Annotated in this window: 25 protein-coding genes; 16 read left to right on the forward strand and 9 right to left on the reverse strand. The window is 68.2% G+C overall.

Annotated elements, in window-relative coordinates; translation table 11 throughout:
• From BMY35_RS06470 to BMY35_RS06500, 7 genes are all read right to left on the reverse strand, one after another.
• Positions 1-180: tripartite tricarboxylate transporter permease (locus tag BMY35_RS06470; protein ID WP_177213583.1), on the reverse strand; the 180-nt coding region annotated here is incomplete at its 3' end.
• Positions 181-199: 19 nt separating this feature from the next.
• On the reverse strand, positions 200-688 hold the full coding sequence (locus BMY35_RS06475) for a tripartite tricarboxylate transporter TctB family protein (RefSeq protein WP_093196198.1): 489 nt from the start codon (positions 686-688) through the stop codon (positions 200-202).
• A gap of 140 nt (positions 689-828) precedes the next feature.
• Entirely contained in the window at positions 829-2625 is a 1797-nt protein-coding gene (locus BMY35_RS06480) for a type IV pilus assembly ATPase TfpB (RefSeq protein ID WP_093196199.1), read from the reverse strand.
• Positions 2622-3410 (reverse strand): class I SAM-dependent methyltransferase, encoded by a 789-nt coding sequence (locus tag BMY35_RS06485; protein WP_093196200.1) that lies wholly within the window; start codon positions 3408-3410, stop codon positions 2622-2624. Before BMY35_RS06485 ends, BMY35_RS06480 begins: the two co-directional genes overlap by 4 nt.
• 8 nt (positions 3411-3418) lie before the next feature.
• Positions 3419-3952, reverse strand: coding sequence for a DNA-deoxyinosine glycosylase (locus BMY35_RS06490; protein ID WP_093196201.1), 534 nt, complete (start codon positions 3950-3952; stop codon positions 3419-3421).
• Positions 3953-4072: 120 nt separating this feature from the next.
• On the reverse strand, positions 4073-4492 hold the full coding sequence (locus BMY35_RS06495; protein WP_093196202.1) for a hypothetical protein: 420 nt from the start codon (positions 4490-4492) through the stop codon (positions 4073-4075).
• Positions 4493-4624: 132 nt separating this feature from the next.
• The gene (locus BMY35_RS06500) at positions 4625-5485 is read right to left on the reverse strand and encodes a TatD family hydrolase (protein WP_093196203.1); all 861 of its coding nucleotides are present in this window, start codon (positions 5483-5485) and stop codon (positions 4625-4627) included.
• A gap of 97 nt (positions 5486-5582) precedes the next feature.
• Between BMY35_RS06500 and BMY35_RS06505 the strand changes: the two genes are divergently transcribed.
• The 4 genes from BMY35_RS06505 to BMY35_RS06520 all read left to right on the forward strand — a co-directional run bounded on the left by BMY35_RS06505 (position 5583) and on the right by BMY35_RS06520 (position 9768).
• Positions 5583-6593, forward strand: coding sequence for a S1C family serine protease (locus tag BMY35_RS06505; RefSeq protein ID WP_093196204.1), 1011 nt, complete (start codon positions 5583-5585; stop codon positions 6591-6593).
• 26 nt (positions 6594-6619) lie between these two features.
• Positions 6620-7633 carry an AAA family ATPase gene (locus BMY35_RS06510; protein ID WP_093196205.1) on the forward strand — a complete coding sequence of 338 codons (1014 nt, stop codon included), beginning with the start codon at positions 6620-6622 and terminating at the stop codon, positions 7631-7633.
• Between the two features lie 111 nt (positions 7634-7744).
• On the forward strand, positions 7745-8734 hold the full coding sequence (locus BMY35_RS06515; protein ID WP_093196206.1) for a DUF58 domain-containing protein: 990 nt from the start codon (positions 7745-7747) through the stop codon (positions 8732-8734).
• Positions 8731-9768 (forward strand): VWA domain-containing protein, encoded by a 1038-nt coding sequence (locus tag BMY35_RS06520; protein ID WP_093196207.1) that lies wholly within the window; start codon positions 8731-8733, stop codon positions 9766-9768. Before BMY35_RS06515 ends, BMY35_RS06520 begins: the two co-directional genes overlap by 4 nt.
• On the opposite strand, the gene BMY35_RS06525 is transcribed toward BMY35_RS06520, so the two are convergent.
• Together BMY35_RS06525 and BMY35_RS06530 are read right to left on the reverse strand one after the other, a co-directional pair.
• Positions 9752-10390 carry a TetR/AcrR family transcriptional regulator gene (locus BMY35_RS06525; RefSeq protein WP_093196208.1) on the reverse strand — a complete coding sequence of 213 codons (639 nt, stop codon included), beginning with the start codon at positions 10388-10390 and terminating at the stop codon, positions 9752-9754. The two genes, BMY35_RS06520 and BMY35_RS06525, sit on opposite strands and share 17 nt — an antisense overlap.
• A gap of 71 nt (positions 10391-10461) precedes the next feature.
• Positions 10462-11064 (reverse strand): phenylacetic acid degradation protein PaaY, encoded by a 603-nt coding sequence (locus BMY35_RS06530; RefSeq protein WP_093196209.1) that lies wholly within the window; start codon positions 11062-11064, stop codon positions 10462-10464.
• A 163-nt stretch (positions 11065-11227) separates the two neighbouring features.
• Between BMY35_RS06530 and BMY35_RS06535 the strand changes: the two genes are divergently transcribed.
• The 12 genes from BMY35_RS06535 to BMY35_RS06590 all read left to right on the forward strand — a co-directional run bounded on the left by BMY35_RS06535 (position 11228) and on the right by BMY35_RS06590 (position 22676).
• Positions 11228-12031, forward strand: coding sequence for an enoyl-CoA hydratase-related protein (locus BMY35_RS06535; RefSeq protein WP_093196210.1), 804 nt, complete (start codon positions 11228-11230; stop codon positions 12029-12031).
• 3 nt (positions 12032-12034) lie between these two features.
• Positions 12035-12499: a hydroxyphenylacetyl-CoA thioesterase PaaI gene (gene paaI / locus BMY35_RS06540; protein ID WP_093196211.1), complete on the forward strand. Its 465-nt coding sequence runs from the start codon at positions 12035-12037 to the stop codon at positions 12497-12499.
• A gap of 14 nt (positions 12500-12513) precedes the next feature.
• A complete protein-coding gene (gene paaK, locus BMY35_RS06545; protein ID WP_093196212.1) occupies positions 12514-13824 on the forward strand; it encodes a phenylacetate--CoA ligase PaaK in 1311 nt (436 codons plus the stop codon).
• Between the two features lie 37 nt (positions 13825-13861).
• A complete protein-coding gene (gene paaA / locus BMY35_RS06550) occupies positions 13862-14875 on the forward strand; it encodes a 1,2-phenylacetyl-CoA epoxidase subunit PaaA (RefSeq protein WP_093196213.1) in 1014 nt (337 codons plus the stop codon).
• Positions 14872-15168 (forward strand): 1,2-phenylacetyl-CoA epoxidase subunit PaaB, encoded by a 297-nt coding sequence (gene paaB, locus BMY35_RS06555; RefSeq protein WP_093196214.1) that lies wholly within the window; start codon positions 14872-14874, stop codon positions 15166-15168. The genes paaA and paaB overlap by 4 nt, the downstream gene beginning before the upstream one ends.
• Positions 15169-15182: 14 nt before the next feature.
• Positions 15183-15962 carry a 1,2-phenylacetyl-CoA epoxidase subunit PaaC gene (paaC, locus tag BMY35_RS06560; RefSeq protein WP_093196215.1) on the forward strand — a complete coding sequence of 260 codons (780 nt, stop codon included), beginning with the start codon at positions 15183-15185 and terminating at the stop codon, positions 15960-15962.
• Complete coding sequence (gene paaD, locus BMY35_RS06565) at positions 15962-16486, forward strand: 1,2-phenylacetyl-CoA epoxidase subunit PaaD (RefSeq protein ID WP_093196216.1); 525 nt, start codon at positions 15962-15964, stop codon at positions 16484-16486. Before paaC ends, paaD begins: the two co-directional genes overlap by 1 nt.
• A gap of 130 nt (positions 16487-16616) precedes the next feature.
• The gene (gene paaE, locus BMY35_RS06570; RefSeq protein WP_093196217.1) at positions 16617-17702 is read left to right on the forward strand and encodes a 1,2-phenylacetyl-CoA epoxidase subunit PaaE; all 1086 of its coding nucleotides are present in this window, start codon (positions 16617-16619) and stop codon (positions 17700-17702) included.
• A gap of 47 nt (positions 17703-17749) precedes the next feature.
• Positions 17750-18895: an ABC transporter substrate-binding protein gene (locus tag BMY35_RS06575; RefSeq protein ID WP_093196218.1), complete on the forward strand. Its 1146-nt coding sequence runs from the start codon at positions 17750-17752 to the stop codon at positions 18893-18895.
• 114 nt (positions 18896-19009) lie between these two features.
• Positions 19010-20038, forward strand: a complete 1029-nt coding sequence (locus BMY35_RS06580; protein ID WP_093196219.1) for a branched-chain amino acid ABC transporter permease — start codon at positions 19010-19012, stop codon at positions 20036-20038.
• Positions 20035-21948: a branched-chain amino acid ABC transporter ATP-binding protein/permease gene (locus BMY35_RS06585; RefSeq protein ID WP_093196220.1), complete on the forward strand. Its 1914-nt coding sequence runs from the start codon at positions 20035-20037 to the stop codon at positions 21946-21948. The genes BMY35_RS06580 and BMY35_RS06585 overlap by 4 nt, the downstream gene beginning before the upstream one ends.
• The gene (locus tag BMY35_RS06590) at positions 21945-22676 is read left to right on the forward strand and encodes an ABC transporter ATP-binding protein (protein ID WP_093196221.1); all 732 of its coding nucleotides are present in this window, start codon (positions 21945-21947) and stop codon (positions 22674-22676) included. Before BMY35_RS06585 ends, BMY35_RS06590 begins: the two co-directional genes overlap by 4 nt.
• Positions 22677-22721: the final 45 nt, after the last annotated feature.

Genomic DNA, 22721 nt, shown 5'->3' on the forward strand with positions numbered 1-22721 from the left:
CGCCGAAACCGGCGGCAGCGCGTAGGTTGCCGGCAGCAGCATCGCGATGGTCGCGACCGGGCCGATGCCCGGCAGCACGCCGATCAGCGTGCCCAAGATACAGCCGATCAGGCAGTACAGCAGGTTGGTGAAGGTAAAGGCGACGCCAAAACCGACGGAAAGGTTGTGGATCAGGTCCATGGTGGAATCGGCTTTCGTCTCAACCGGTGATGAAGGTCGGCCAGACCTGGATCTGGAGCTTGAGCGCCCAGATGAACGCGACATAGCTGCCGACGGCCAGCACGGTGGCCAGGACCAGCACGCTGGGCAGCTTGAATTCGTGGCCCGCGAGGCTGGCGATGATCACCAGCGCGTAGATGGCGATGATCATGCCCATGGCCGGGATGCCGACGCTCGGCAGGCCGCCGAGCAGGATGCCGAACGCCAGGTTGGCGCCGAGGATGTACACCACCTGCTTCCAGGCCCACTTGCCGATCTTCTCGCCGTCGGTGGTCTCGACGGTGAGCCCGCTGAACATGATCCCGAGGCCGATGAGGGCCATCAGGATGCCGAGCATCAACGGGAAGTAACCCGGTCCCATCCGGGCCCCGGTGCCCACGGTGTAGGTGGTGGCGCCCCATGCGAACGCCACACCCACCACCGTGAACATCAGACCCGAGAAAAAGTCTTTCTGACTCTTGATCTTCACGAACAGTCTCCTCGAACAAATTTCGATGCGGGATTGTCGAGTCAGCCTCCGGTCAGGCCGATGTGGATTCCACTAACCAAAGTCCTAGGGATAACCCGGGAGTATTCACCGCTCCCGGGGTGGCTGGAACGCAGCGCAGGTCATTCCAGCGGAGGCGTGGCGCTGAGCACCTCTTCGATGGTGGTCACGCCTTCTGCCACGCGCAGCGCGCCGGCCAGCCGCAGCGGCCGCATGCCGTCGATCACGGCCTGGCGGCGCAGCCCGGCGAGGTTGGGCTCCTTCGTGACCTGGCTCTTGAACGGCTCGCTGACGCTCAGCAGCTCGTAGAGCCCCATGCGCCCCATGTAGCCGGTCATGCGGCAGTCGACGCAGCCCACCGGCTTGTAGGCGCGCACCGAGCCCGTGATCTGCCACGGCTTGACGATGGCCTCGAGCTTCTCGCGGGTGACGGTGTCGTCGGGCTGCTTGCAGTTGGGGCACAGCGTGCGCACGAGGCGCTGCGCGAGCACGCCCAGCATCACGGCGTTGATGAGGTACGAGGGCACGCCCAGTTCCATCAGCCGCGTGATGGCGCTCGGCGCATCGTTGGTGTGCAGCGTGCTGAACACCAGGTGGCCGGTGAGCGCCGCCTGCACCGCCATCTCGGCGGTGGCGAGGTCGCGGATTTCGCCGACCATGATGATGTCCGGGTCCTGCCGCATCAGCGCTCGCAGGCCTTCGGTGAAGCCGAAGTCGAGCTGCGGCTGCACCTGCGTCTGGTTGAAGGAGGTCTCGATCATTTCGATCGGGTCCTCCACCGTGCTCACGTTGACCTCCTCGGTCGCCACGCGCTTGAGCGTGGAATACAGCGTGGTGGTCTTGCCCGAGCCCGTTGGGCCGGTCACCAGGATGATGCCGTTGGGCCGGGTGACGAGCTGCTCCCAGCGCTGCGCGTCGTGCTGCGCGAAGCCCAGCGCGTCGAGGTCCTTCACCGCGGTGTCGGGGTCGAAGATCCGCATCACCATCTTCTCGCCGAAGGCGGTCGGCAGCGTCGACAGCCGCATTTCGACCTCGTCGCCGCGCATGTTGCGGGTCTTGATGCGGCCATCGAGCGGACGGCGCTTCTCGACCACGTCCATGCGGCCCAGCAGCTTGATGCGCGCGACCATCGCGTTCATCACGCCCATGGGCATCTGGTAGGCCGGATGCAGGATGCCGTCGATGCGGAAGCGGATCACGCCCTGCTCGCGGCGCGGCTCCAGGTGGATGTCGCTCGCGCGCTGGTCGAAGGCGTACTGCCACAGCCAGTCGACCACCTGCACCACGCTCTGGTCGTTGGCGTCGAGCTGCTTGTTGCTCTTGCCGAGCTCGACCAGCTGCTCGAAGCTCGTGGTGCTGGCGTTGCCGCCGGCCTTCTGCGCGGCGCGCACCGACTTCGCGAGCGCGAAGAACTCGGCCGTGTAGCGCTGGATGTCGGCCGGGTTGGCGACCACGCGCCGCACCGAGCGGCGCGCCTGCCGCTCGACCTCGGCGATCCAGTCGGTGAGGAAGGGCTCGGCCGTGGCCACCACCACCTCGTTGGGCAGCACCTGCACCGGCAGCACCTTGTGGCGCTCGGCATAGGCCGCGCTCATGGTGTCGGCCACCTTGCCCACGTCGACCTTGAGCGGATCGATGCGCAGGTAGGAAAGGCCCGCGCGGCCCGCGAGCCATTGCGTGAGGGTTTCGAGATCGAGCGGCTTGTTGTCGCTCTCGCGCGTCATGGCCACGTTGGCCAGCCGCACCAGCGGGGCCTGCCGGCTCTCGGCCTGCGCGCAGCGGGCGATGGTGCGCTTGGCCTCGACCGGGGAAATCACGCCGTCGGAGGCGAGCCATTCGATCAGGCGCCGCAGGTCGAGCGGGCCTTCGTGGCGCGCGGCCAGCGGGGCGGGGGCGGAAGCAGCGGATACAGCGCTCATGAGCCGGAGGTCGTTCGGGTGAGTGTCGGGTTCTGTGGCTTGAAGACCCGCAGCCATTTCGGCGCGGGCAGGCCCCAGCGAGTCTGGATCGTTTGGGCGCGCTCGGCAAGCGCCTCGCGCTTCGGGCGGCCCGGTGTGCGCTGGGCGAGCACCACCGTGTTGCCTTCGCGCGTCGGCTTGAAGGCCCAGACCGCATCGGCGCCGAACGCGGAGGAGATCTTCTCGAGGCTGCGCTCGTAGCTCGACGAGCGGCCGAAAAGGTTGACGGTCATGCAACCGTCATCGGTGAGCAGCGTGCGGCAGTCTGCGTAGAAGTCCTCGCTGTCGAGCACGGGCGCGGCGGCCTCGTGGTCGTACAGGTCGACCTGCAGCGCATCGACCGTGCCGTGCCATTCGGGCTTGCGGATCTCGGCTGCGGCATCGGCGATCACCACGCGCAGCTTCGGGTCGTCCGGCGGCAGCTTGAACCAGCCGCGGCAGGCCGACACCACCTGCGGATTGAGCTCGATCGCGGTGGTGCGCATGCGCAGGATCTTGCGGCTGAACTTGGTCAGCGTGGCCGCGCCCAGGCCGAGCTGCATCGCGTGGCGGCTGGCCACGGTCTTCGGGTCGGCGAAGAGCAGCCAGGCCATCATCCGCTGCACGTATTCGAGCTCGATCTCGAAGGGCGCGTCGAGCTTCATCGAGCCCTGGACCCACTCGGTACCGAGGTGCAGGTAGCGGATGTCGCCCCAGTCGGAGAAATTGACTTCGGGTAGGGAAATAGGAGTTTTGCTCGATGCCATCGATGCCGTCAGACGACTAGTTTGTGGGCCGCCAGCACCTCGCGCCAGGCCGCGAGCTTGCGCTCGAAGCTCCACGACGCGTTGGCGGGGCTGGTGGAAGGCAGCTGGTAGACCGGCACGCCGAGGGTGCGCGTGTGGCGCGCATGCTTGAAGCTCTCGCCGCCGTTGTGCGCGATGGCCGCGAGCTTCGGCAGGTGCAGGCCGGCGATGTCGTTCGCCACCGGCGCGCGGATGGCCGAATCGAGGCTGCCCTCGCGCTCGCAGGACGCATACACGTCCCACACGCCCAGGCCGCGGTCGAGCAGCCAGCGGCAGCGTTGCGCGTAGCTGTCTACGCCCGACGGCAAGGGGACTTCGGGCCAGACGGCTTGCAAGATCTTCCAGAACTGGTTTTGGGGGTGTGCATAGTACTGCTGCAGTTCGAGCGACCTGACCCCGGGAAAGCTGCCGAGGACCAGCAAGACGGTGCCCGGCGACACGACGGGCGCGAGCCCCGTGAGCATCTGGCTCGTGGCGGTGGCGGATGCGGCGGGTGGATTCATGGGCGGCAATCGTGCCACCGTCCGGCACTCGCCCGGGCCGCCCATGAAAAAACCCGCCGAGGCGGGTTTCCTGGAGAGGGGCGGAACAGCCGGCCGGCATCGCCGGGTCAGCTGAACGACTTACTTCTTGGCGGCTTCGTTCTCGGCCGTGCCGGGAATCTTCTCGCCAATGGCCTTGCCGGTGCTGCGCATGCCATCGGCCGTCTTGTGGCCGGCGTTCTCGACGGCGTCGCCGGTCTTCGCGGCTGCGTTCTTGGTGGCGGTGGTCGCCTTCTTGGTGGTGCGCTTGGTCGCGTTCCAGGCCTTCTTGGTGCCGCGCTCGGTGGCGTTCACGGCCTTCTTGGTGGTGCTCTTGGTGGCGTCCCAGGCCTTTTCCGCTCCGCGCTCGGTAGCGTTCACTGCGTCCTTGCCGGCTTCCTTCACCTTCTCGGTGGTGGAGGGTTCGGTGGTGGCGGCGGTCTGCGCGACGGCCGACAGGCCGACGGATGCGAGCGCCAGGGCGACCACGACGGGAACGGTGCGTACGAAGGATTTGGTCATCGAAAGACTCCTTTTTTGAGTGAAGTATGGGAGTGACGGATGTGCCACTGCACAACCAACGCCACTTCGAACTTCAAGGATGACAGCAAAAAAGGCCCGGCGGCACGCTTGGGCGCAACTCGGGAAATCGGCCTACGCGGAGGGCTTCCGGCCATCCGACGCGGACAGCAGACTTTGGAGCTTCGGCAGGGCCGCGACCGCATTGCCAGTGGTCGCTTCGGCCAGCGCATCGATGGCGATGCCCCGCAGCTGCGCCACCACTTCCGCGATGCGCGGCAGTTCCGCCGGCTCGTTGCGGCCCTGCGCCTCGCCGGCATCGCGCTGGGCCTGCGTGCGGTAGATCCAGTGCGGCTGGATGTCGGGCGCGTCGGTCTCCATGACGATCGATTCCATCGGCAGCGTGGAGGCGAGCCGGCGCAGCTGCAGGGCGCGCTCGAAGGTCACCGCGCCGCCAAAGCCCAGCTTCAATCCGAGCTCGATGCAGGCGCCGGCCTGCTGCTCGCTGCCGTTGAAGGCGTGGGCGATGCCCTGCCACGGTTTCCCGCCCGCCGTCTGCCGCAGATGTTTGAGCACCTTGTCGACCGAACGCCGCACGTGGATGAGCACGGGTAACCCGTGCCTGCGTGCCAGTTGCAACTGAGTGTGAAAGAACCGCTCCTGCTTTTCGCCGTCCAGCCCCTCGACGAAGTAGTCGAGGCCGATCTCGCCGACAGCCACCAGCCTCGGGTCGTCGCGCCGCGTGGCCAGTTCGGCATCGAGCGCCTCGAGGTCCTCGTCCTTCGCCTCGCCGGTGCACAGCGGATGGATGCCCAGGGCGTAGGCATCGCCCTGCGCGTGGGCCAGCTCGCGCACGGTGGAGAAGTTGAAGACGGCCACCGCCGGGATCACGCACATCGCCACCCCCCGTTCGGCGGCGCGGGCGCGCAGGACGGGCATCTCCGCACCGAATTCGGGCGCGTCCAGATGACAGTGGGTATCGATGAAGGTAGCCATCGCTCGATGATGCCCGATGGGATGCGCAGGCGCGGAAAGCGTGCTACTGTGAACTCCTGTACACGCGATTTGCGATTTTTTAGCCGGAGGTACTCCGATGCGCAGGCCCGCCTTCTACAGCCGCTCGCCCCGCACGCTGCCGCCGGCCGCAGACGAGGCGGCCGAACGGGCGGATGCGCCGGCATCGCCCGAAGCCGCCGGCGCGGACCAGCCACCCGGAGCCGCTCCCGCGGGCAAGACCGGCTGGCAACCCGGCCGCCGCAGCTTCGCGCTGCTCATCGTGCTCTCGGCCGCGCTGGTCACGGGCACCGCGTTCTGGATGCCCCGCCCGGGCGCCAAGGCCCTCACACAGAAAGACATCGACGCGGCCGTGCTGCGCTCGCTGCAGACCAACACCCTGCCCTCTCCGGCGGCCAAGGCGGCCGACATCATCCGCCCCTCGGTCGTGCGGGTGGTGAGCTACGGCGAGGAGAAGAACACGCCCGAAGCCAAGACCCAGAAGCGCGGCCGCAACATGGCCAAGGGCAAGCCACCGGAAGCTCCCAACGACGGCGTGGCGCCGGGTGAAGTCGAACGCGGCGTGGGTACGGGGGTGGTGATCGTCGACAAGGGCGTGATCCTCACCAACCTGCACGTGGTCGCAGGTGCCGACAAGATCAAGGTCACCTTCTACGACGGCCTGGAAGCCGCCGCCACCATCACCGGCGTGCAGCCCGAGAACGACCTCGCGGTGCTGCAGGCGCAGAAGATTCCCGACGACCTGATCCCGGCCACCATGCGCTCCACCGCCGACCTGCGCCCCGGCGACCAGGTGGCGGCCGTGGGCTTTCCGTTCGGCATCGGACCCTCGGTATCGGCCGGCGTGGTGTCGGGCCTGAAGCGCTCGTTCCGCTCGCCCGAGGGCAAGCAGGAGCTGGGCAACCTGATCCAGTTCGACGCGGCCGCCAACCCCGGCAACTCGGGCGGGCCGCTGATCAACATGGACGGCGAGGTGCTCGGCATCGTCACCGCCATCCTCAACCCGACGCAGCAGCGCACCTTCATCGGCATCGGCTTCGCGGTGCCCATCGAGAACGCCGCGTCCGCCGCGGGCTCGCCACCGTTCTGATCGATCCTCCTTCGAAAGTCCTTCGCATGAGCACAGAGACCGTCAACCCCACGCCCGCCGGCACCGCCGAACTGATGGAGCAGATCCTCTACGAGGTGAAGCGCGTGGTCGTGGGCCAGGACCGCTTCCTGGAGCGCGTGATGGTCGCCATGCTCGCGGGCGGGCACCTGCTGGTCGAAGGCGTGCCGGGCCTGGCGAAGACGCTCACCGTGAAGACGCTGGCCGACACCGTGCGCGGCCAGTTCAAGCGCATCCAGTTCACGCCCGACCTGGTGCCGGCCGACCTGGTGGGCACGCGCATCTACAACCAGAAGACGGGCGAGTTCAGCACCTCGCTGGGCCCGGTGTTCGCCAACCTGCTGCTGGCCGACGAAATCAACCGCGCGCCAGCCAAGGTGCAGAGCGCGCTGCTCGAGGTGATGCAGGAACGCCAGGTCACCATTGCCGGCGAGACGCACAAGGTGCCCCGCCCCTTCCTCGTGATGGCCACGCAGAACCCCATCGAGACCGAGGGCACCTACCCGCTGCCCGAGGCGCAGGTCGACCGCTTCATGATGAAGGTGCTGGTCGACTATCCGAGCGACGAGGAAGAGTTCGTCATCGTCCAACGCGTGATCGGCCCGGCGGTCAACGCCACGCCGGTCGCCACCACCGAGCAGCTCGCCGCGCTGCAGGCCGAAGCCCGGCGCGTGTACGTCGACCCTTCGCTGATCCAGTACGCGGTGAAGCTGGTGTCGGCCACGCGCACGCCCGAGAAGCACGGCCTGAAAGACCTGCGCCGCTTCATCACCTTCGGCGCCAGCCCGCGCGCCAGCATCAGCCTGACCGAAGGCGCGCGCGCCCTGGCGCTGCTGCGCGGGCGCAGCTACGCGCTGCCGGAAGACATGACGGCACTGGTGCCCGACGTGCTGCGCCATCGCGTGACGCTTTCCTACGAAGGCTTGTCCGAAGGCCTGACGCCCGACAGCCTGGTCGAGAAGATCATGCGCGCAGTCCCCGCTCCACCGAAACCGCTCGAACATGAAAAGCTGGTGGCCTGAAATGAGCACACCCCCAGTCTTCGCGCACTTCGTGTCGCTTCGCCAACCCCCTTGCAGGGGGCAACACCAGCGGCCCGGCAAAGCCGGTTCCGCGGTGTTCCCTGAAATCGCATGAAAAGCTGGTGGCGTAAGGCCCCCTCGGCCGCGAACGACGAACGGCTCGCCGCTGAAGCCGGCGGGGCCGAACGCGCGCTGCGCCGGCTCGAGTGGACCGTGATCCGCCGCCTCGACGGCCTGCTGCAGGGCGACTACCGCACGCTGATGCGCGGTGCCGGGCTCGACCTGGCCGACCTGCGCGAGTACCAGCACAACGACGACGTGCGCCACATCGACTGGAATGTCACCGCTCGGCTGCAGACGCCGCACGTGCGCGTGTTCACCGAAGACCGCGAGATGGCCGCCTGGTTCGTGCTCGACCTGAGCCGCTCGGTCGACTTCGGCTCGGGGCTGAAGGCCAAGCGAGAGATCTCGGCGGGCTTCGTCGGCGTGCTGGCCCGTCTGCTCACGCGGCACGGCAACCGGGTGGGCGCGCTGGTCTACGGCAGCGACCTCGAAGCCGTGATCCCGCCGCGCAGCGGACGGCGCCATGTGCTGCATCTGCTGCACGCGATGGAAAAGCGCGCCGGCAAGACCGAGTCCGCGCCCACGCAGAAAGGCATGACGCGCCTGGCCGACCTGCTCAAGTCGGCCGCCACGCTGATGCCCCGGCGCTCCACCGTGTTCGTGGTGTCCGACTTCCTGAGCGAGCCCGGATGGGAACGCCCGCTGGGCCAGCTGGTGCAGCGCCACGAGGTCGTCGCCGTGCGCCTCTTCGATCCGCTCGAACTCGAGCTGCCCGACCTCGGCCTGGTGCCGCTGCGCGACGCCGAAACCGGCGAGCAGCTGTGGGTCGACACCCACGACGCGGGCTTCCGCAAGCGCTTCGCCCGGCTGGCGGCCGAGCGCGAGACCGCATTGCGCGAGGCGCTGGCCCGGGCCGGCGTGGACGCGCTCGAACTCTCTACCGATGACGATCTGGTGGAAGCCATCGTCCGTTTCGCCGATCTGCGCAAGCGCCGCGCGCGCATCGGCCAGGCTGGTCTGAAGGCGGTGGCAGCATGACTTTTCTCTGGCCCCAATTCCTCTGGCTGCTGGCGGCGTTGCCGCTGCTGATCCTGCTTTATCTCTGGCTGCTGCGCCGCAAGAAGAAGCTGGCGGTGCGCTACGCCAGCCTGTCGATCGTGCGCGAGGCCATGGGCGCCGGGCAGAGCGTGCGACGGCACCTGCCGCCCCTGCTGTTCCTGCTGGCCATGGCCGCGATGCTGGTGGCCGCGGCACGGCCGATGGCGGTGGTGGTGCTGCCGTCGAACCAGCAGACCATCATCCTGGCGATGGACGTGTCGGGCAGCATGCGCGCGGCCGACGTGCAGCCCAACCGGCTCGTGGCGGCGCAGGAGGCGGCCAAGAGCTTCATCAAGGACCTGCCGCGCACCGTGAAGGTGGGCATCGTCGCCTTCGCGGGCAGCGCGCAGGTGGCGCAGCTGCCCACCACCAACCACGAAGACCTGGTGACCGCCATCGACAGCTTCCAGCTGCAGCGCGCCACCGCCACGGGCAATGCCATCGTGGTGTCTCTGGCCACGCTGTTCCCCGATGCGGGCATCGACGTCGAGCAGTTCAGCTCGCCCAGCCGCCAGCGCGGTGCGGCCATCGACCAGAACGAGAAGAAGCTCAAGGAGTTCACGCCCGTGGCGCCCGGCTCGTTCACCTCGGCGGCGGTCATCATGCTGACCGACGGCCAGCGCACCACCGGCGTCGATCCGCTCGACGCAGCCAAGGCAGCGGCCGACCGCGGCGTGCGCATCTACACGGTGGGCGTGGGTACGGTCGACGGCGAGACCATCGGCTTCGAAGGCTGGTCGATGCGCGTGCGACTCGACGAGGAGACGCTCAAGGCCATCGCCAACAAGACCAACGCCGAATACTTCTACGCAGGCACCGCGAACGACCTGAAGAAGGTCTACGAGACGCTGAGCTCCAAGCTCACGGTGGAGAAGAAGGAAACCGAGATCTCCGCGCTCTTCGCGCTGTGCGCTGCCGTGCTGACGCTGCTGTCGGCGGGCCTCTCGCTGCTCTGGTTCAACCGGATTCTCTAGCGCCTCGCGGGGCGGCGGCCGCCTCGGGCGACCTCACCGCGCCGATCCCGCCCAGGAACAGGTCGGCCACGATCGGCGCGATGGCCGCGTGGTCGAGCCGGCCGTCGGGCTTCATCCAGGTGAACATCCAGTTGATCATGCCGAACAGCAGCATGGTCAGCGGCTTGGCCAGGTCGTCGCTCGGTGCGCCGGGCCGCAGCGCCGACACCGCGCGCGCGAAGCCCGCGACCACCTCGCGCTCCTTGTCCAGCACGCGCTCGCGGTCGGCCTCTTCGAGAAAGCGCACGTCGTCGGTCAGCACGCGGTGCGCGTCCTGTGCTCCGGCGTATTCCTCGACGATGCGGTAGATGAAGCGGCGCAGGCGCTCCTCGTCGGTGTGCGGCGAGGCCTCTTCCTCGGCCACCAGCGCGGCGAGCTTGGAGACGTGCGTCTCCGCGATGCTGATGAGCAGGCTGCTCTTGTCCTTGTAGTAGTGGTACAGCGTGGCCTTCGAGAGGCCGCAGGCCTCGGCCACCTGGTTCATCGAGGTGGCGGGATAGCCGCTGCGCGCGAACAGCTGGGCGGCCTGCGCGAGGATGAATTCACGCTGGTCCTCGTAGGTGGCGGATCTTCCACGCGGCATCGGTTGCTGTTCCTCGGTTGTTGTTCGGTTGAAGGAAACGGGCGATCTTGCACGAAGCGCGAAGGCGGTCGTCAGCCCCGCTTCGTGGCGATGAGCGAGCGCACGTCGGTGGCCGGCAGGCTCGGGCGGTTCTTCTCCACGCTGGAAAGCGGCTCCACCTCGCGCAGGCTCGCGAGGCTGCGCACCGTGAGCGCCTGGTAGGTCTGCGTGCCTTCGAGCTTCCACGCGATCTCGTCCTCGCTCAGCTCGCGCTTCACCTTCGCCGGAATGCCCGCCGCCAGCGAGCGCGCCGGCACCTTCATGCCGGCCGGCACGAAGGCGCAGGCCGCGACGATGGCCTTCTCTCCGATCTCGGCCTCGTCCATCACCACCGCGTTCATGCCCACCAGCGCGTCGCGCCGCACGATGCAGCTGTGCAGGATCGCGCCGTGGCCGATGTGGCCGTTGACCTCGACCACCGTGTCGTTGTCGGGAAAGCCGTGGATGCAGCAGTGGTCCTGCACGTTGGAGCCCTCCTCCAGCACGATGCGACCGAAGTCGCCGCGCAGGCTGGCGCAGGGGCCCACGTAGCAGTTCGGGCCGACGATCACGTCGCCGATCAGCACCGCGCTGGGATGCACGTAGGCGCTCGGGTCGACGACCGGGATCACGCCGTCGATGGAATAGCTGGGCATTCGCTCTGTCTCCTTGTTTGACCGACTTGTCACGGGTATCAGGGTTTGCCCTGAATCAACCCTGCTTGTGTCGTCGTCTGGGTCGATCCTAAAATCAACCGAACGGTCGGTCAATAGTGTTTGCACGCCGGCCCGTACCCACAAAGGATGAAAGAGACACTCGATGACTGAGCCTTTGGTACTCACCAGCAACGCCGGCGCCGTCCGCACGCTGAGCCTCAACAGGCCGGCCGCCCTCAACAGCTTCACGACGCAATTGCACGAAGCGCTGATGGCGGAGTTGGAAGCCGCGGCGGCCGATGCGAGCGTGCGCTGCGTGGTGCTCACCGGTGCCGGCCGCGCCTTCTGCGCCGGGCAGGACCTGGCCGACCCGTCGGTCGCACCCGACCCGACACCCGGCGCCGCGCCCAAGGACCTGGGCCACGTCATCTCCACTTGGTACGCCCCGCTGGTCGCGCGCCTGCGCTCGATGCCCGTGCCGGTGATCGCCGCCGTCAACGGCGTGGCCGCGGGTGCCGGCGCGAATCTCGCGCTGTGCTGCGACCTCGTGGTGGCCGCCCGCTCGGCGAGCTTCATCCAGGCCTTCACCAAGATCGGCCTCGTGCCCGACACCGGCGGCACCTGGCTGCTGCCGCGCCTCGTGGGTTCGGCGCGCGCGCTGGGCATCGCGATGCTCGGCGACAAGCTGCCCGCCGAGGAAGCAGCACGCATCGGCCTGATCTGGCAGTGCGTGGACGACGCAGCGCTCACCGAAACCGCAGCAGCCCTCGCATCGAAGCTCGCCGGCATGCCCACGCGCGCCCTGGTCGCTACCCGCGAGGCCATGGCCGCCGCACAGGACATGGACCTGGGCGCGGCCCTCGCCGAGGAAGCCCGCATCCAGCGCGACATGGGCAACGCAGCCGACTACCGCGAAGGCGTCGAGGCATTCCGCGCCAAACGCGCCCCCGTTTTCAAGGACCGCTGAGCCATGGCCGACACCGTTTCTTCTTCCCGCACGCCCCAGCAGACGGCCGAGTACGTCCGCGACGGCATGTTCGCCAACGACAACGCCAGCAAGGGCCTGGGCATGCGCATCGTGGAGGTCGGCCCCGGCCAGGCCACCATCGAGATGCGCGTGCGCACCGACATGCTCAACGGCCACGCCATCTGCCACGGCGGCTTCATGGCCACGCTGGCCGACTCGACCTTCGCCTTCGCCTGCAACTCGTACGACGAGCTGACCGTGGCCTCGGGCTTCGCCATCGACTTCATCGCGCCGGCCCGCGAGGGCGACGTGCTCACCGCGCGCTGCCACGAGGTGTCGAAGGCCGGCCGCACCGGCGTGTACGACACCGAAATCACCAACCAGCGCGGCGAGCGCATCGCGATCTTCCGCGGCCGCTCCTACACGGCCAAGGGCCGCCCGGCCGTTCCGAACGCCGCAGCCGCCTGAGGAGACAACACACCATGACAGTCAAACGCCCCGCCCCCGGCGAACTCGAACCCATCGAAACCGCCAGCCGCGACGAGATCGCGGCGCTGCAGCTCGCCCGCCTGCGCACCACGCTGCAGCGCGCCTACGAGAACGTGCCCCACTACCGCCGTGCCTTCGACGCCAAGGGCGTGCACCCCGACGACCTGAAGTCGCTGGCCGACCTGTCGAAGTTCCCCTTCACGGTGAAGAGCGACCTGCGCGACAACTACCCCTTCGGCATGTTCGCCGTGCCGCGCGAGAAGGTGGCACGCATCCACGCATCGTCTGGCACCACCGGCAAGCCGACCGTGGTGGGCTACACGCTGCAGGACATCGACACCTGGGCCGACCTCGTCGCCCGCTCCATCCGCGCGGCGGGCGGCCGTCCCGGCGACATGGTGCACGTGTCGTACGGCTACGGCCTCTTCACCGGCGGCCTGGGCGCGCACTACGGCGCCGAGCGCGCGGGCTGCACCGTCATCCCGATGTCGGGCGGCCAGACCGAGAAGCAGGTGCAGCTCATCCAGGACTTCAAGCCGAACATCATCATGGTCACGCCCAGCTACATGCAGGTGATCATCGAGCAGTTCGAGCGCCAGGGCCTCGACGCGAAAGACAGCTCGCTCAAGGTCGGCATCTTCGGCGCCGAGCCGTGGACCGAAGCCATGCGCCGCGACATCGAGGCCAGGGCCGGCATCGACGCGGTCGACATCTACGGCCTCAGCGAAGTGATGGGCCCCGGCGTGGCCAGCGAATGCGTCGAGAGCAAGGACGGCCCCGTCATCTGGGAAGACCACTTCTACCCAGAGATCATCGACCCCGAGACCGGCGAGCTGAAGGCCGACGGCGAGGAAGGCGAACTCGTCTTCACCTCGCTGAGCAAGGAGGCCATGCCGATCGTGCGCTACCGCACGCGCGACCTCACGCGCCTGTTGCCGCCCACCTCGCGCTCGTTCCGCCGCATGGGCAAGATCGTCGGGCGCAGCGACGACATGATGATCATCCGCGGCGTCAACGTCTTCCCCACGCAGGTGGAGGAGATCGTGCTCGCGCACCAGGCGCTCTCGGGCCTCTACCAGGTGCACGTGAGCCGCGCCGACAAGCTCGACCAGGTCGAGATCCACTGCGAGCTCAAGCCCGCCGACGTCGCATCGGCCGACCGCGCCGCCATCGGCGACTGGCTGCAGCACCGCGTGAAGACGCTCATCGGCATCTCGACGCGCGTGGTGGTCCACGGGCCCGACGAGATGGAACGCACCCAGACCGGCAAGGCACGCCGCGTGATCGACACGCGCCCGCGCTGACCAGGCCACTTCCAACATCCACCGAAAGGACACGCACATGTACACCCAGGCAATGGACACCATGGGCAAGGACGCGGGCGACGGCAAGCAGAAAGTCGTCCGCTCCGCCGAGGAGATGCAGCTCGAGGAGCGCTTCGACGCCCACATCGACGCCGGCGACTTCATCGAGGCGAAAGACTGGATGCCCGAGCACTACCGCAAGACGCTGGTGCGCCAGATCAGCCAGCACGCGCACTCGGAAATCGTCGGCATGCTGCCCGAGGGCAACTGGATCAGCCGCGCGCCCACGCTCAAGCGCAAGGCCATCCTGCTGGCCAAGGTGCAGGACGAAGGCGGCCACGGCCTCTACCTTTATGCAGCCGCCGAAACACTGGGCACCTCGCGCGACCAGATGTTCGAGGCGCTGCACAGCGGCAAGGCCAAGTACAGCTCGATCTTCAACTACCCCACGCTGACCTGGGCAGACATGGGCACCATCGGCTGGCTGGTGGACGGCGCGGCCATCATGAACCAGGTGCCGATCTGCCGCTGCTCGTACGCGCCGTATGCGCGCGCCATGATCCGCATCTGCCGCGAGGAGAGCTTCCACCAGCGCCAGGGCTACGAAGCGCTGCTGACCATGATGACCCACGGCACCGAGGCGCAGAAGGCGATGGTGCAGGACGCGGTCAACCGCTGGTGGTGGCCCTCGATCATGATGTTCGGCCCGCCGGACGACCAGTCGCCCAACAGCGCGCAGTCGATGCGCTGGGGCATCAAGCGCTTCAGCAACGACGAGCTGCGCCAGAAGTTCGTCGACGCCACCGTGGAGCAGGCCCGCATCCTCGGCGTGACCCTGCCCGACCCCGACCTCAAGTGGAACGAAGAGCGCCAGGCGCACGACTTCGGCGCCATCGACTGGAGCGAGTTCTGGCGCGTGATCGGCGGCGACGGCCCCTGCAACCGCGAGCGGCTGCAGGCCCGCGTCGACGCCTGGGAAGACGGCGCATGGGTGCGCGAAGCCGCGCTGGCCCACGCCAACAAGCAACAACCAATCAAGGAAGCAGCATGAGCACCGAAACGAAACAGGAATGGCCTCTGTGGGAGGTGTTCGTGCGCAGCAAGGCCGGACTCGACCACAAGCACTGCGGCAGCCTGCACGCGGCCGACCCGAAGATGGCCATCCAGATGGCACGCGACGTCTACACCCGCCGCCAGGAAGGCAGCAGCATCTGGGTGGTGCGCTCCGACCAGATCGTGGCCAGCGACCCGGGCGAGAAGGACATGTTCTTCGACCCGGCCGAAGACAAGGTGTATCGCCACCCGACCTTCTACGCGCTGCCTAAGTCCGTCGACCACATGTGAGCGGACGGAACGTCATGCAAGCATCGATCGAACTGAACCGCACGCCCGCCGTGCAATACCTGCTGCGCATCGGCGATACCTGCCTGGTGCTCGCGCAGCGCCTGGGCGAATGGTGCGGCCACGCGCCCGTGCTGGAGGAAGACATCGCGATGGCCAACATCGCGCTCGACCTCGTCGGCCAGGCCCGCGCGCTGCTCACTCACGCGGGCAAGCTCGAAGGCGAAGGCCGCGAGCACGACGAGGACCAGCTCGCCTACCTGCGCGACGAGCGCGACTACTTCAACCTCACCATCGCAGAACTGCCGCGCGGCGACTTTGCCTTCGCCGTCGTGCGCAACACGATGGTGTCGACGCTGCTGAAGCTGCTGTGGCAGCGCCTCGCGGCGTCCAACGACAGCGAAGTGGCGGCCATCGCCGGCAAGGCGCTGAAGGAAGCGCGCTACCACCAGCAGCACTCGGGCGACTGGGTGGTGCGGCTTGGCGACGGCACCGACGAATCGCGCCGCCGCACCGAGAAGGCGCTGAAGCAGCTGTGGCTCTACATGCCCGAACTCTTCTTCAGCGATGAGGTGGATGCCGCGGCCAGCGCCAGCGGCCTCGGCCCCGCATGGAGCGAACTGCGCGAACCCTGGCTCGCCGAGATGCAGCAGGTGCTGGACGCGGCCGGCCTCGCCATGCCGAAGGAGGCCGCCTTCCGCAGCACCGGCAAGCACGGCGTGCACAGCGAGCACATGGGCTACATCCTGGCCGAGATGCAGCACCTTCAGCGCTCCTACCCCGGAGGCGTGTGGTGATGAACGCACTGGCCTCGCGCGTCGATGCGGCATGGGCCGTGCTGAACACGGTGCCCGACCCCGAGGTGCCGGCCGTGTCGGTCTGCGACCTCGGCATCGTGCGCGACGTGATCGAGCATGACGACGGACTGGAGATCGTGCTCACACCGACCTACTCCGGCTGCCCCGCCACCGAGGCCATCGAACACGACGTGCTGGCCGCCGTCGAGCAGGCCGGCCTGGGCCGCGCACGCGCCACGCTGCGCCGCGCGCCCGCGTGGACCAGCGACTGGATCAGCGACGAAGGCAGAGCCAAGCTCAAGGCCTACGGCATCGCGCCGCCCGCGCACCTCACGCCGGAAGTCGCGGCCAACACACCGATGCCGATCAAGCTCTTCGGCCGCATCGCCGGCGAGCGCATCGCCTGCCCGCGCTGCGCGAGCGAACGCACCGAGCGCCTCTCCGCATTCGGCTCCACCGCCTGCAAGGCCCTGTACCGCTGCATGGCCTGCCGCGAGCCCTTCGAACATTTCAAGCCCATATGAAGAAACACCCCCAGGCTTCGCGCACTTCGTGTCGCTTCTCCTCCCCCCTCAAGGGGGCGTTGCCAGTGGCCCGGCAAAGCCGGCTCCACGGCAACCCTGGAAAAACGCTTGGTAATCCGGAGCACCTGGCATGAGCACCCTCTTCCACCCCTTGCGCGTGAAGGCCATCGAGCCCGACACGCACGAGGCCGTCATCGTCTCCTTCGAGGTGCCGGCCGACCTGCAGCAGGTCTTCGGCTTCACGCAGGGCCAGTACCTCACGCTGCGCCACGACATCGACGGCCAGGACCTGCGCCGCTCCTATTCGATCTGCGCCGGCCTCGACGACGGCGAGCTGCGCGTCGGCGTGCGCAAGGTGCGCGGCGGCGTGTTCTCCAACTGGATCAACGCGAGCCTCAAGCCCGGCGACACCCTGCAGGTGATGGCGCCGCAGGGCCGCTTCTTCGTGCCCATCGAGCCGGCATCGGCGCGCCACCACGTCGGCATCGCGGGCGGCAGCGGCATCACGCCCATCCTGTCGATCATGAAGACGGTGCTGGCGCGCGAGCCGCAAAGCCGCTTCACGCTGATCTACGGCAACCGCCAGCTGCAGTCCACGATGTTCAAGGAAGAGATCGAGGACCTGAAGAACCGCTACATGACGCGCCTCGTGCTGCAGCACGTGTTCTCCGACGAGCACACCGATTCGCCGCTGGGCTTCGGCGTGATGAACCGCGAGAAGATCGGCGAGTTCCTCGCGAGCGTGGTGCCCGCGGCGGACATCGACCACGTGTATGTGTGCGGCCCCTTCCAGATGAACGACGAGGCCGAGGCCGCGCTGCTGGCGGCGGGCGTGCCGGAAGACCGCATCCACATCGAGCGCTTCGGCGTCGCGCTGCCCTCGGCCACGCAGGTGGGCGCGGTGGTGCACGAGGCCCAGCCCGGCGACGCCAAGCAGTCGCGCATCACCATCGTGCGCGACGGCCTGCAGCGCGAGATCACCTTCACCGAAGGGCAGCCGAGCATCCTCGACGCGGCATCGGCCGCCGGTCTCGAGGTGCCGTTCTCGTGCACCTCGGGCGTGTGCGGAACCTGCCGCGCGAAGTGCGTGGACGGGGAAGTCCGCATGGAAAGAAACTTCGCGCTCGACAAGAATGAAGTGGCCGCGGGTTTCGTATTGACCTGCCAGGCGCACCCCCTGACCGAACGCGTCACGCTGTCGTTCGACGAGCGCTGAGATACTTCAGGCCTCAACTTTTCATTTCAACCGGAGACAAGCCAACCATGAAATTCTTCAAGCCCCTGCTGACCGCCGCCCTTTGCGCCTCGGCCCTCGCGGCCTGGGCCGACGTCAACGTCGGCGTGACCATCTCGGCCACGGGCCCGGCAGCCTCGCTGGGCATCCCCGAGAAGAACACCATCTCGCTGATGCCCAAGACGATCGGCGGGCAGAAGATAAACTACATCGTGCTGGACGACGCCTCCGACACCACCGCGGCCGTCAACAACACGCGCAAGCTCATCGCCGAGAACAAGGTCGACGTGATCCTGGGCTCGACCACCACGCCGGCATCGCTCGCCATGATCGACGTGGCCAGCGAAGCGCAGACGCCGATGATCTCGGTGGCCGCCTCGGCCCGCATCATCGAGCCGATGGACGCCAAGAAGAAGTGGGTGTTCAAGACGCCGCAGAACGACATCATGATGTCGCTGGCGATCGCCGAGCACATGGCCGCCAACGGCGTGAAGACCGTCGCCTTCATCGGCTTCTCCGACGCTTATGGCGAAGGCTGGTCGCAGGAGTTCGCCAAGGCCGCCGACCTGAAGAAGATCAAGGTCGTGGCCAACGAGCGCTATGCCCGCACCGACACCTCGGTGACCGGCCAGGCCCTGAAGATCATGGCCGCCAAGCCCGACGCGGTGCTGGTCGCCGGCTCCGGCACGCCGGCCGCGCTGCCGCAGAAGACGCTGAAGGAACGCGGCTACACCGGCAAGATGTACCAGACCCACGGCGTGGCTAACGCCGACTTCCTGCGCGTGGGCGGCAAGGACGTGGAAGGCACCTTCCTGCCCGCCGGCCCGGTGCTCGTGGCCGACCAGCTGCCCGCCAGCAACCCGGTGAAGAAGTCCGCCCTCGCCTACGTGGCCGCATACGAAGCCGCCTACGGCAAGGGCTCGGTCTCGACCTTCGGCGCCCACGCCTGGGACGCCGGCCTGCTGATGAGCTCGGCCGTGCCGGCCGCCCTGAAGAAGGCCCAGCCGGGCACGCCCGAGTTCCGTGCCGCGCTGCGCGACGCCCTGGAGCAGACCAAGGACGTGTCGGGCGCGCACGGCGTGTTCAACATGACCGCTGCCGACCACCTGGGCCTCGACCAGCGCGCCCGCGTCATGGTCAAGATCGAAAACGGCACCTGGAAATACCAGCCCTGATCGAACGGGCTTGAACGACGGACACCGCGGGCTGGTGCGACCGGCTCCGCGGTGTTCCTGCAAAAGGGGCATGGCTTTTTCGCGCCCCGGGTTTTCTGAAGGAAAGTTGGTCGTATGGATTTGCAGATCGCCCTGCTCCTCGGGCAGGACGGCATCGTGAACGGCGCGGTCTACGGACTGATGGCGCTCGCGCTGGTGCTGGTGTTTTCGGTCACTCGCGTGATCTTCATCCCGCAGGGCGAGTTCGTCGCCTTCGGCGCGCTGTCGATGGCCGCGCTGCAGGGCGGTCGCGCGCCCTCGACGTTGTGGCTGCTGCTGGCGCTGGCTGTGATCGTGCTGGTGGTTGAGGCCTGGCGCTGGAAGCGCGGCGCCATGGTCGACTGGCGCTCGGCGCTGACCTGGTGCGTGGCCTTCCCGGCCATCGCCGCCGTGCTGGTGCTCGGCTTCAAGCCCACCTCGCTCGCGATGCAGTCGCTCACCACGCTGGTGCTGATCGCGCCGCTGGGCCCGCTGCTCTATCGCATCGCCTACCGTCCGCTGGCCGATGCCAGCGTGCTGATGCTGCTGATCGTCTCCGTGGCGCTGCACGGCGTGCTGGTCGGCCTGGGCCTCTTCTTCTTCGGTGCCGAGGGCTCGCGCACCAGCGCGTTCTCCGAGCTGCGCCTCGACCTCGGTGGCATCCCGGTCAGCGGCCAGTCGCTGGTGGTGGTCGGCGTCACGCTGGTGCTGGTGATCGCGATGTTCTGGTTCTTCGGCCGCTCGATGATCGGCAAGGCGTTGCGCGCCACCGCCATCAACCGCGTCGGCGCACGTCTGTCGGGCATTCCCACCGAACTCTCGGGCGACCTGAGCTTCGCGCTGGCCGCCGTGATCGGCGCCATCTCGGGCCTGCTGATCGCTCCCATCACCACGGTCTACTACGACACCGGCTTCCTGATCGGCCTGAAGGGCTTCGTGGCCGCCATCGTCGGCGGGCTCGCGAGCTATCCGCTGGCGCTCGCCGGCGCGCTGCTGGTCGGCCTGCTCGAGGCCTTCTCCTCCTTCTGGGCCAGCGCGTACAAGGAAGTGCTGGTCTTCACCCTGATCATTCCTGTGCTGCTGTGGCGCTCGCTGAACAGCCATCACGTGGAGGACGAGGAATGAACCCGTCGTCTTCACCCGCAACCGCATCCACCGCCGCGAACGCGGCGCCCGAGGGCCGTCCGCTCGTGACGCCGCGCGTGCTCACGCTCGTCTTCATCGTCGCACTCGCGCTGGCCTGGGGCTGGCTGCCCGAGTTCACCGTTTCCGTGCTCAGCAACATCGGCCTGTACGCCCTGGTGGCGGTGGGCCTGGTGCTGCTGACCGGCGTGGGCGGCATGACCTCCTTCGGCCAGGCCGCCTTCGTCGGCATGGGCGCCTACGCCACCGCATGGATCTGCACCTCGCCCACGGCCGCCGGCTGGCTCGGCGGCATCGCCGGCTCGGCACTGGTGCCCTGGCTCGGCCTGCTGCTGGGGTTGGTGCTGACCTTCGCGCTGGCCTGGGCGCTCGGCGCGGTCACGCTCAAGCTCTCGGGCCACTACCTGCCTCTGTGCACCATCGCCTGGGGCCTGAGCCTGTACTTCCTGCTCGGCAACATGGAGTTCCTCGGCGGCCAGACCGGCATCACCGGCATTCCGCCGCTGGTGGTGGCGGGCGTCTCCTTCGCCACGCCGCGCATGCTGGGCGTTGTGATCTGGGCCGTGCTGCTGCTCGCGCTGTGGGCCATGCACAACCTGCTCGACTCGCGCGAAGGCCGCGCCATCCGCGCGCTCAAGGGCGGCCGACTGATGGCCGAATCGATGGGCGTGGACACCGCGCGCCACCGCATCAAGCTCTTCGTGCTGGCAGCCCTGCTCGCGGCCATCTCGGGCTGGCTCTATGCGCACATGCAGCGCTTCGTGAACCCTACGCCCTTCAACCTGAACATCGGCATCGAGATGCTGTTCATGGCGGTGGTCGGCGGCGCAGGCCATCTCTGGGGCGCTGTGCTCGGCGCCACGCTGATCACCCTGCTCAAGGAGAAGCTGCAGGACGTGCTGCCCGCGCTGCTGGGCACCAGCGGCAACTTCGAGGTGGTGGTGTTCGGCCTGCTCATGTTGTTCGTGCTGCAGCGTTTTGCCGACGGCCTGTGGCCCACGATCGCGCGGCTCGCTCGCCGCTGGGTGCGCGAAGTGCCCCGCGCCGCCGGTGCCGGCCCCGCCGCATCGACCACGGCCCAGCTCGCGCAGCGCGCGGTGCCAGCAGCCGGCACCCTGCTGCTGCAGGCCGACGGCGTGAGCAAGCGCTTCGGCGGCCTGGTGGCCAACAACGACATCTCGATGACGCTGAAGGCCGGCGAGGTGCATGCGCTGATCGGCCCCAACGGCGCCGGCAAGAGCACCTTCTTCAACATGATCTCGGGCGTGGACGACCCGACCACGGGCGAAGTGCGTCTGGTGGGCCAACCGATGTCGGGCAAGCCTTCGCGCGCCTTCGCGTCGCTGGGCCTGGGCCGCACCTTCCAGCACGTGCGCCTGCTGGGGCAGCGCAGCGTGGTGGAGAACGTCGCGCTCGGCGCCCACCTGCGCGCAAAGCGCGGCTGGCTGGCAGCCATGCTGCGTCTGGATCGCGCCGAGGAAGCCGCGCTCATGGCCGAAGCCCGTCGCCAGATCGAACGCTGCGGCCTCGGCGCGCATGCCGACACGCCCGCCGCGTCGCTCTCGCTCGGCCAGCAGCGCGTGGTGGAAATCGCCCGCGCGCTCGCCGGGCAACCGTCGGTGCTGCTGCTCGACGAGCCCGCCGCCGGCCTGCGCCATCTCGAGAAGCGTGCGCTGTCCGAGCTGCTCGCACAGCTGCGCGCCGAAGGCCTCGGCATCCTGGTGGTGGAGCACGACATGGAGTTCGTGATGAACCTCGCCGACCGCATCACGGTGCTCGAGTTCGGCACCGTCATCGCCACCGGCACGCCCGCCGAAGTGCAGGCCAACCCGCGCGTGCTCGAGGCCTACCTGGGCGGCGCCGACGACGAACTGCTGGAAGACGCACGATGAGCCACCCTTTGCTTCAACTCGACGGCTTCTGCGTCGCCTACCGCACCGTGGAAGCGGTGCACAGCGTGCGCCTGCAGGTGAACGAAGGCGAGATCGTCACCGTGATCGGCCCCAACGGCGCCGGCAAGACCACGCTGCTGTGCGCGGCCATGGGCCTGCTGCCTTCCACCGGCCAGCTGCTGCTGGACGGCGAGCGCGTCGCGCGTCCCAGCGTCGAGACCATGGTGGCGCGCGGCGTCGCGCTGGTGCCCGAACGGCGCGAGCTGTTCGGCGAGATGTCGGTGGAGGACAACCTTCTGCTCGGCGGCTTCTACCAGTGGCGCAAGGGCAAGCGCGACCAGCGCGCGCGCATGGACGAGATCTTCGCCATCTTCCCGCGCCTGCAGGAGCGCCGCGCGCAGATGGCCTCCACGCTCTCCGGCGGCGAGCGTCAGATGCTGGCCATCGGCCGCGCACTCATGGCACGCCCGCGCCTGCTGATGCTCGACGAACCCTCGCTAGGCCTCGCCCCGCTGGTGGTGCGCGAGGTGCTGCGCGTGGTGTCGCAGCTGCGCAGCCACGGCGTCTCGGTGCTGCTGGTGGAGCAGAACGCCCGCGCCGCGCTGCAGGTGGCCGACCGTGCCTATGTGCTGGAAATGGGCGCCGTGGCGCTCGAAGGCAAGGCGCGCGACCTGCTGCACGACCAACGAATCATCGACACCTATCTCGGCATCGGCAAGAAGGAGTGACTTGACTTCACCCTCCCCCGCTGGGGGAGGGTAGGGGTGGGGGCA

The sequence above is a fragment of the Variovorax sp. YR750 genome (assembly GCF_900109805.1).
In the GTDB taxonomy this organism is placed as follows: domain Bacteria; phylum Pseudomonadota; class Gammaproteobacteria; order Burkholderiales; family Burkholderiaceae_C; genus Variovorax; species Variovorax gossypii.

Coding starts and splice junctions, on each gene's coding strand:
- paaC (WP_093196215.1), top strand. CDS start 15,183: ATGCAAGCATCGATCGAACTGAACCGCACGCCCGCCGTGCAATACCTG.
- paaB (WP_093196214.1), top strand. CDS start 14,872: ATGAGCACCGAAACGAAACAGGAATGGCCTCTGTGGGAGGTGTTCGTG.
- paaD (WP_093196216.1), top strand. CDS start 15,962: ATGAACGCACTGGCCTCGCGCGTCGATGCGGCATGGGCCGTGCTGAAC.
- paaA (WP_093196213.1), top strand. CDS start 13,862: ATGTACACCCAGGCAATGGACACCATGGGCAAGGACGCGGGCGACGGC.
- BMY35_RS06510 (WP_093196205.1), top strand. CDS start 6,620: ATGAGCACAGAGACCGTCAACCCCACGCCCGCCGGCACCGCCGAACTG.
- paaK (WP_093196212.1), top strand. CDS start 12,514: ATGACAGTCAAACGCCCCGCCCCCGGCGAACTCGAACCCATCGAAACC.
- BMY35_RS06515 (WP_093196206.1), top strand. CDS start 7,745: ATGAAAAGCTGGTGGCGTAAGGCCCCCTCGGCCGCGAACGACGAACGG.
- BMY35_RS06520 (WP_093196207.1), top strand. CDS start 8,731: ATGACTTTTCTCTGGCCCCAATTCCTCTGGCTGCTGGCGGCGTTGCCG.
- BMY35_RS06505 (WP_093196204.1), top strand. CDS start 5,583: ATGCGCAGGCCCGCCTTCTACAGCCGCTCGCCCCGCACGCTGCCGCCG.
- BMY35_RS06530 (WP_093196209.1), bottom strand. CDS start 11,064: ATGCCCAGCTATTCCATCGACGGCGTGATCCCGGTCGTCGACCCGAGC.
- paaI (WP_093196211.1), top strand. CDS start 12,035: ATGGCCGACACCGTTTCTTCTTCCCGCACGCCCCAGCAGACGGCCGAG.
- BMY35_RS06525 (WP_093196208.1), bottom strand. CDS start 10,390: ATGCCGCGTGGAAGATCCGCCACCTACGAGGACCAGCGTGAATTCATC.
- paaE (WP_093196217.1), top strand. CDS start 16,617: ATGAGCACCCTCTTCCACCCCTTGCGCGTGAAGGCCATCGAGCCCGAC.
- BMY35_RS06490 (WP_093196201.1), bottom strand. CDS start 3,952: ATGAATCCACCCGCCGCATCCGCCACCGCCACGAGCCAGATGCTCACG.
- BMY35_RS06585 (WP_093196220.1), top strand. CDS start 20,035: ATGAACCCGTCGTCTTCACCCGCAACCGCATCCACCGCCGCGAACGCG.
- BMY35_RS06535 (WP_093196210.1), top strand. CDS start 11,228: ATGACTGAGCCTTTGGTACTCACCAGCAACGCCGGCGCCGTCCGCACG.
- BMY35_RS06480 (WP_093196199.1), bottom strand. CDS start 2,625: ATGAGCGCTGTATCCGCTGCTTCCGCCCCCGCCCCGCTGGCCGCGCGC.
- BMY35_RS06590 (WP_093196221.1), top strand. CDS start 21,945: ATGAGCCACCCTTTGCTTCAACTCGACGGCTTCTGCGTCGCCTACCGC.
- BMY35_RS06495 (WP_093196202.1), bottom strand. CDS start 4,492: ATGACCAAATCCTTCGTACGCACCGTTCCCGTCGTGGTCGCCCTGGCG.
- BMY35_RS06485 (WP_093196200.1), bottom strand. CDS start 3,410: ATGGCATCGAGCAAAACTCCTATTTCCCTACCCGAAGTCAATTTCTCC.
- BMY35_RS06500 (WP_093196203.1), bottom strand. CDS start 5,485: ATGGCTACCTTCATCGATACCCACTGTCATCTGGACGCGCCCGAATTC.
- BMY35_RS06575 (WP_093196218.1), top strand. CDS start 17,750: ATGAAATTCTTCAAGCCCCTGCTGACCGCCGCCCTTTGCGCCTCGGCC.
- BMY35_RS06580 (WP_093196219.1), top strand. CDS start 19,010: ATGGATTTGCAGATCGCCCTGCTCCTCGGGCAGGACGGCATCGTGAAC.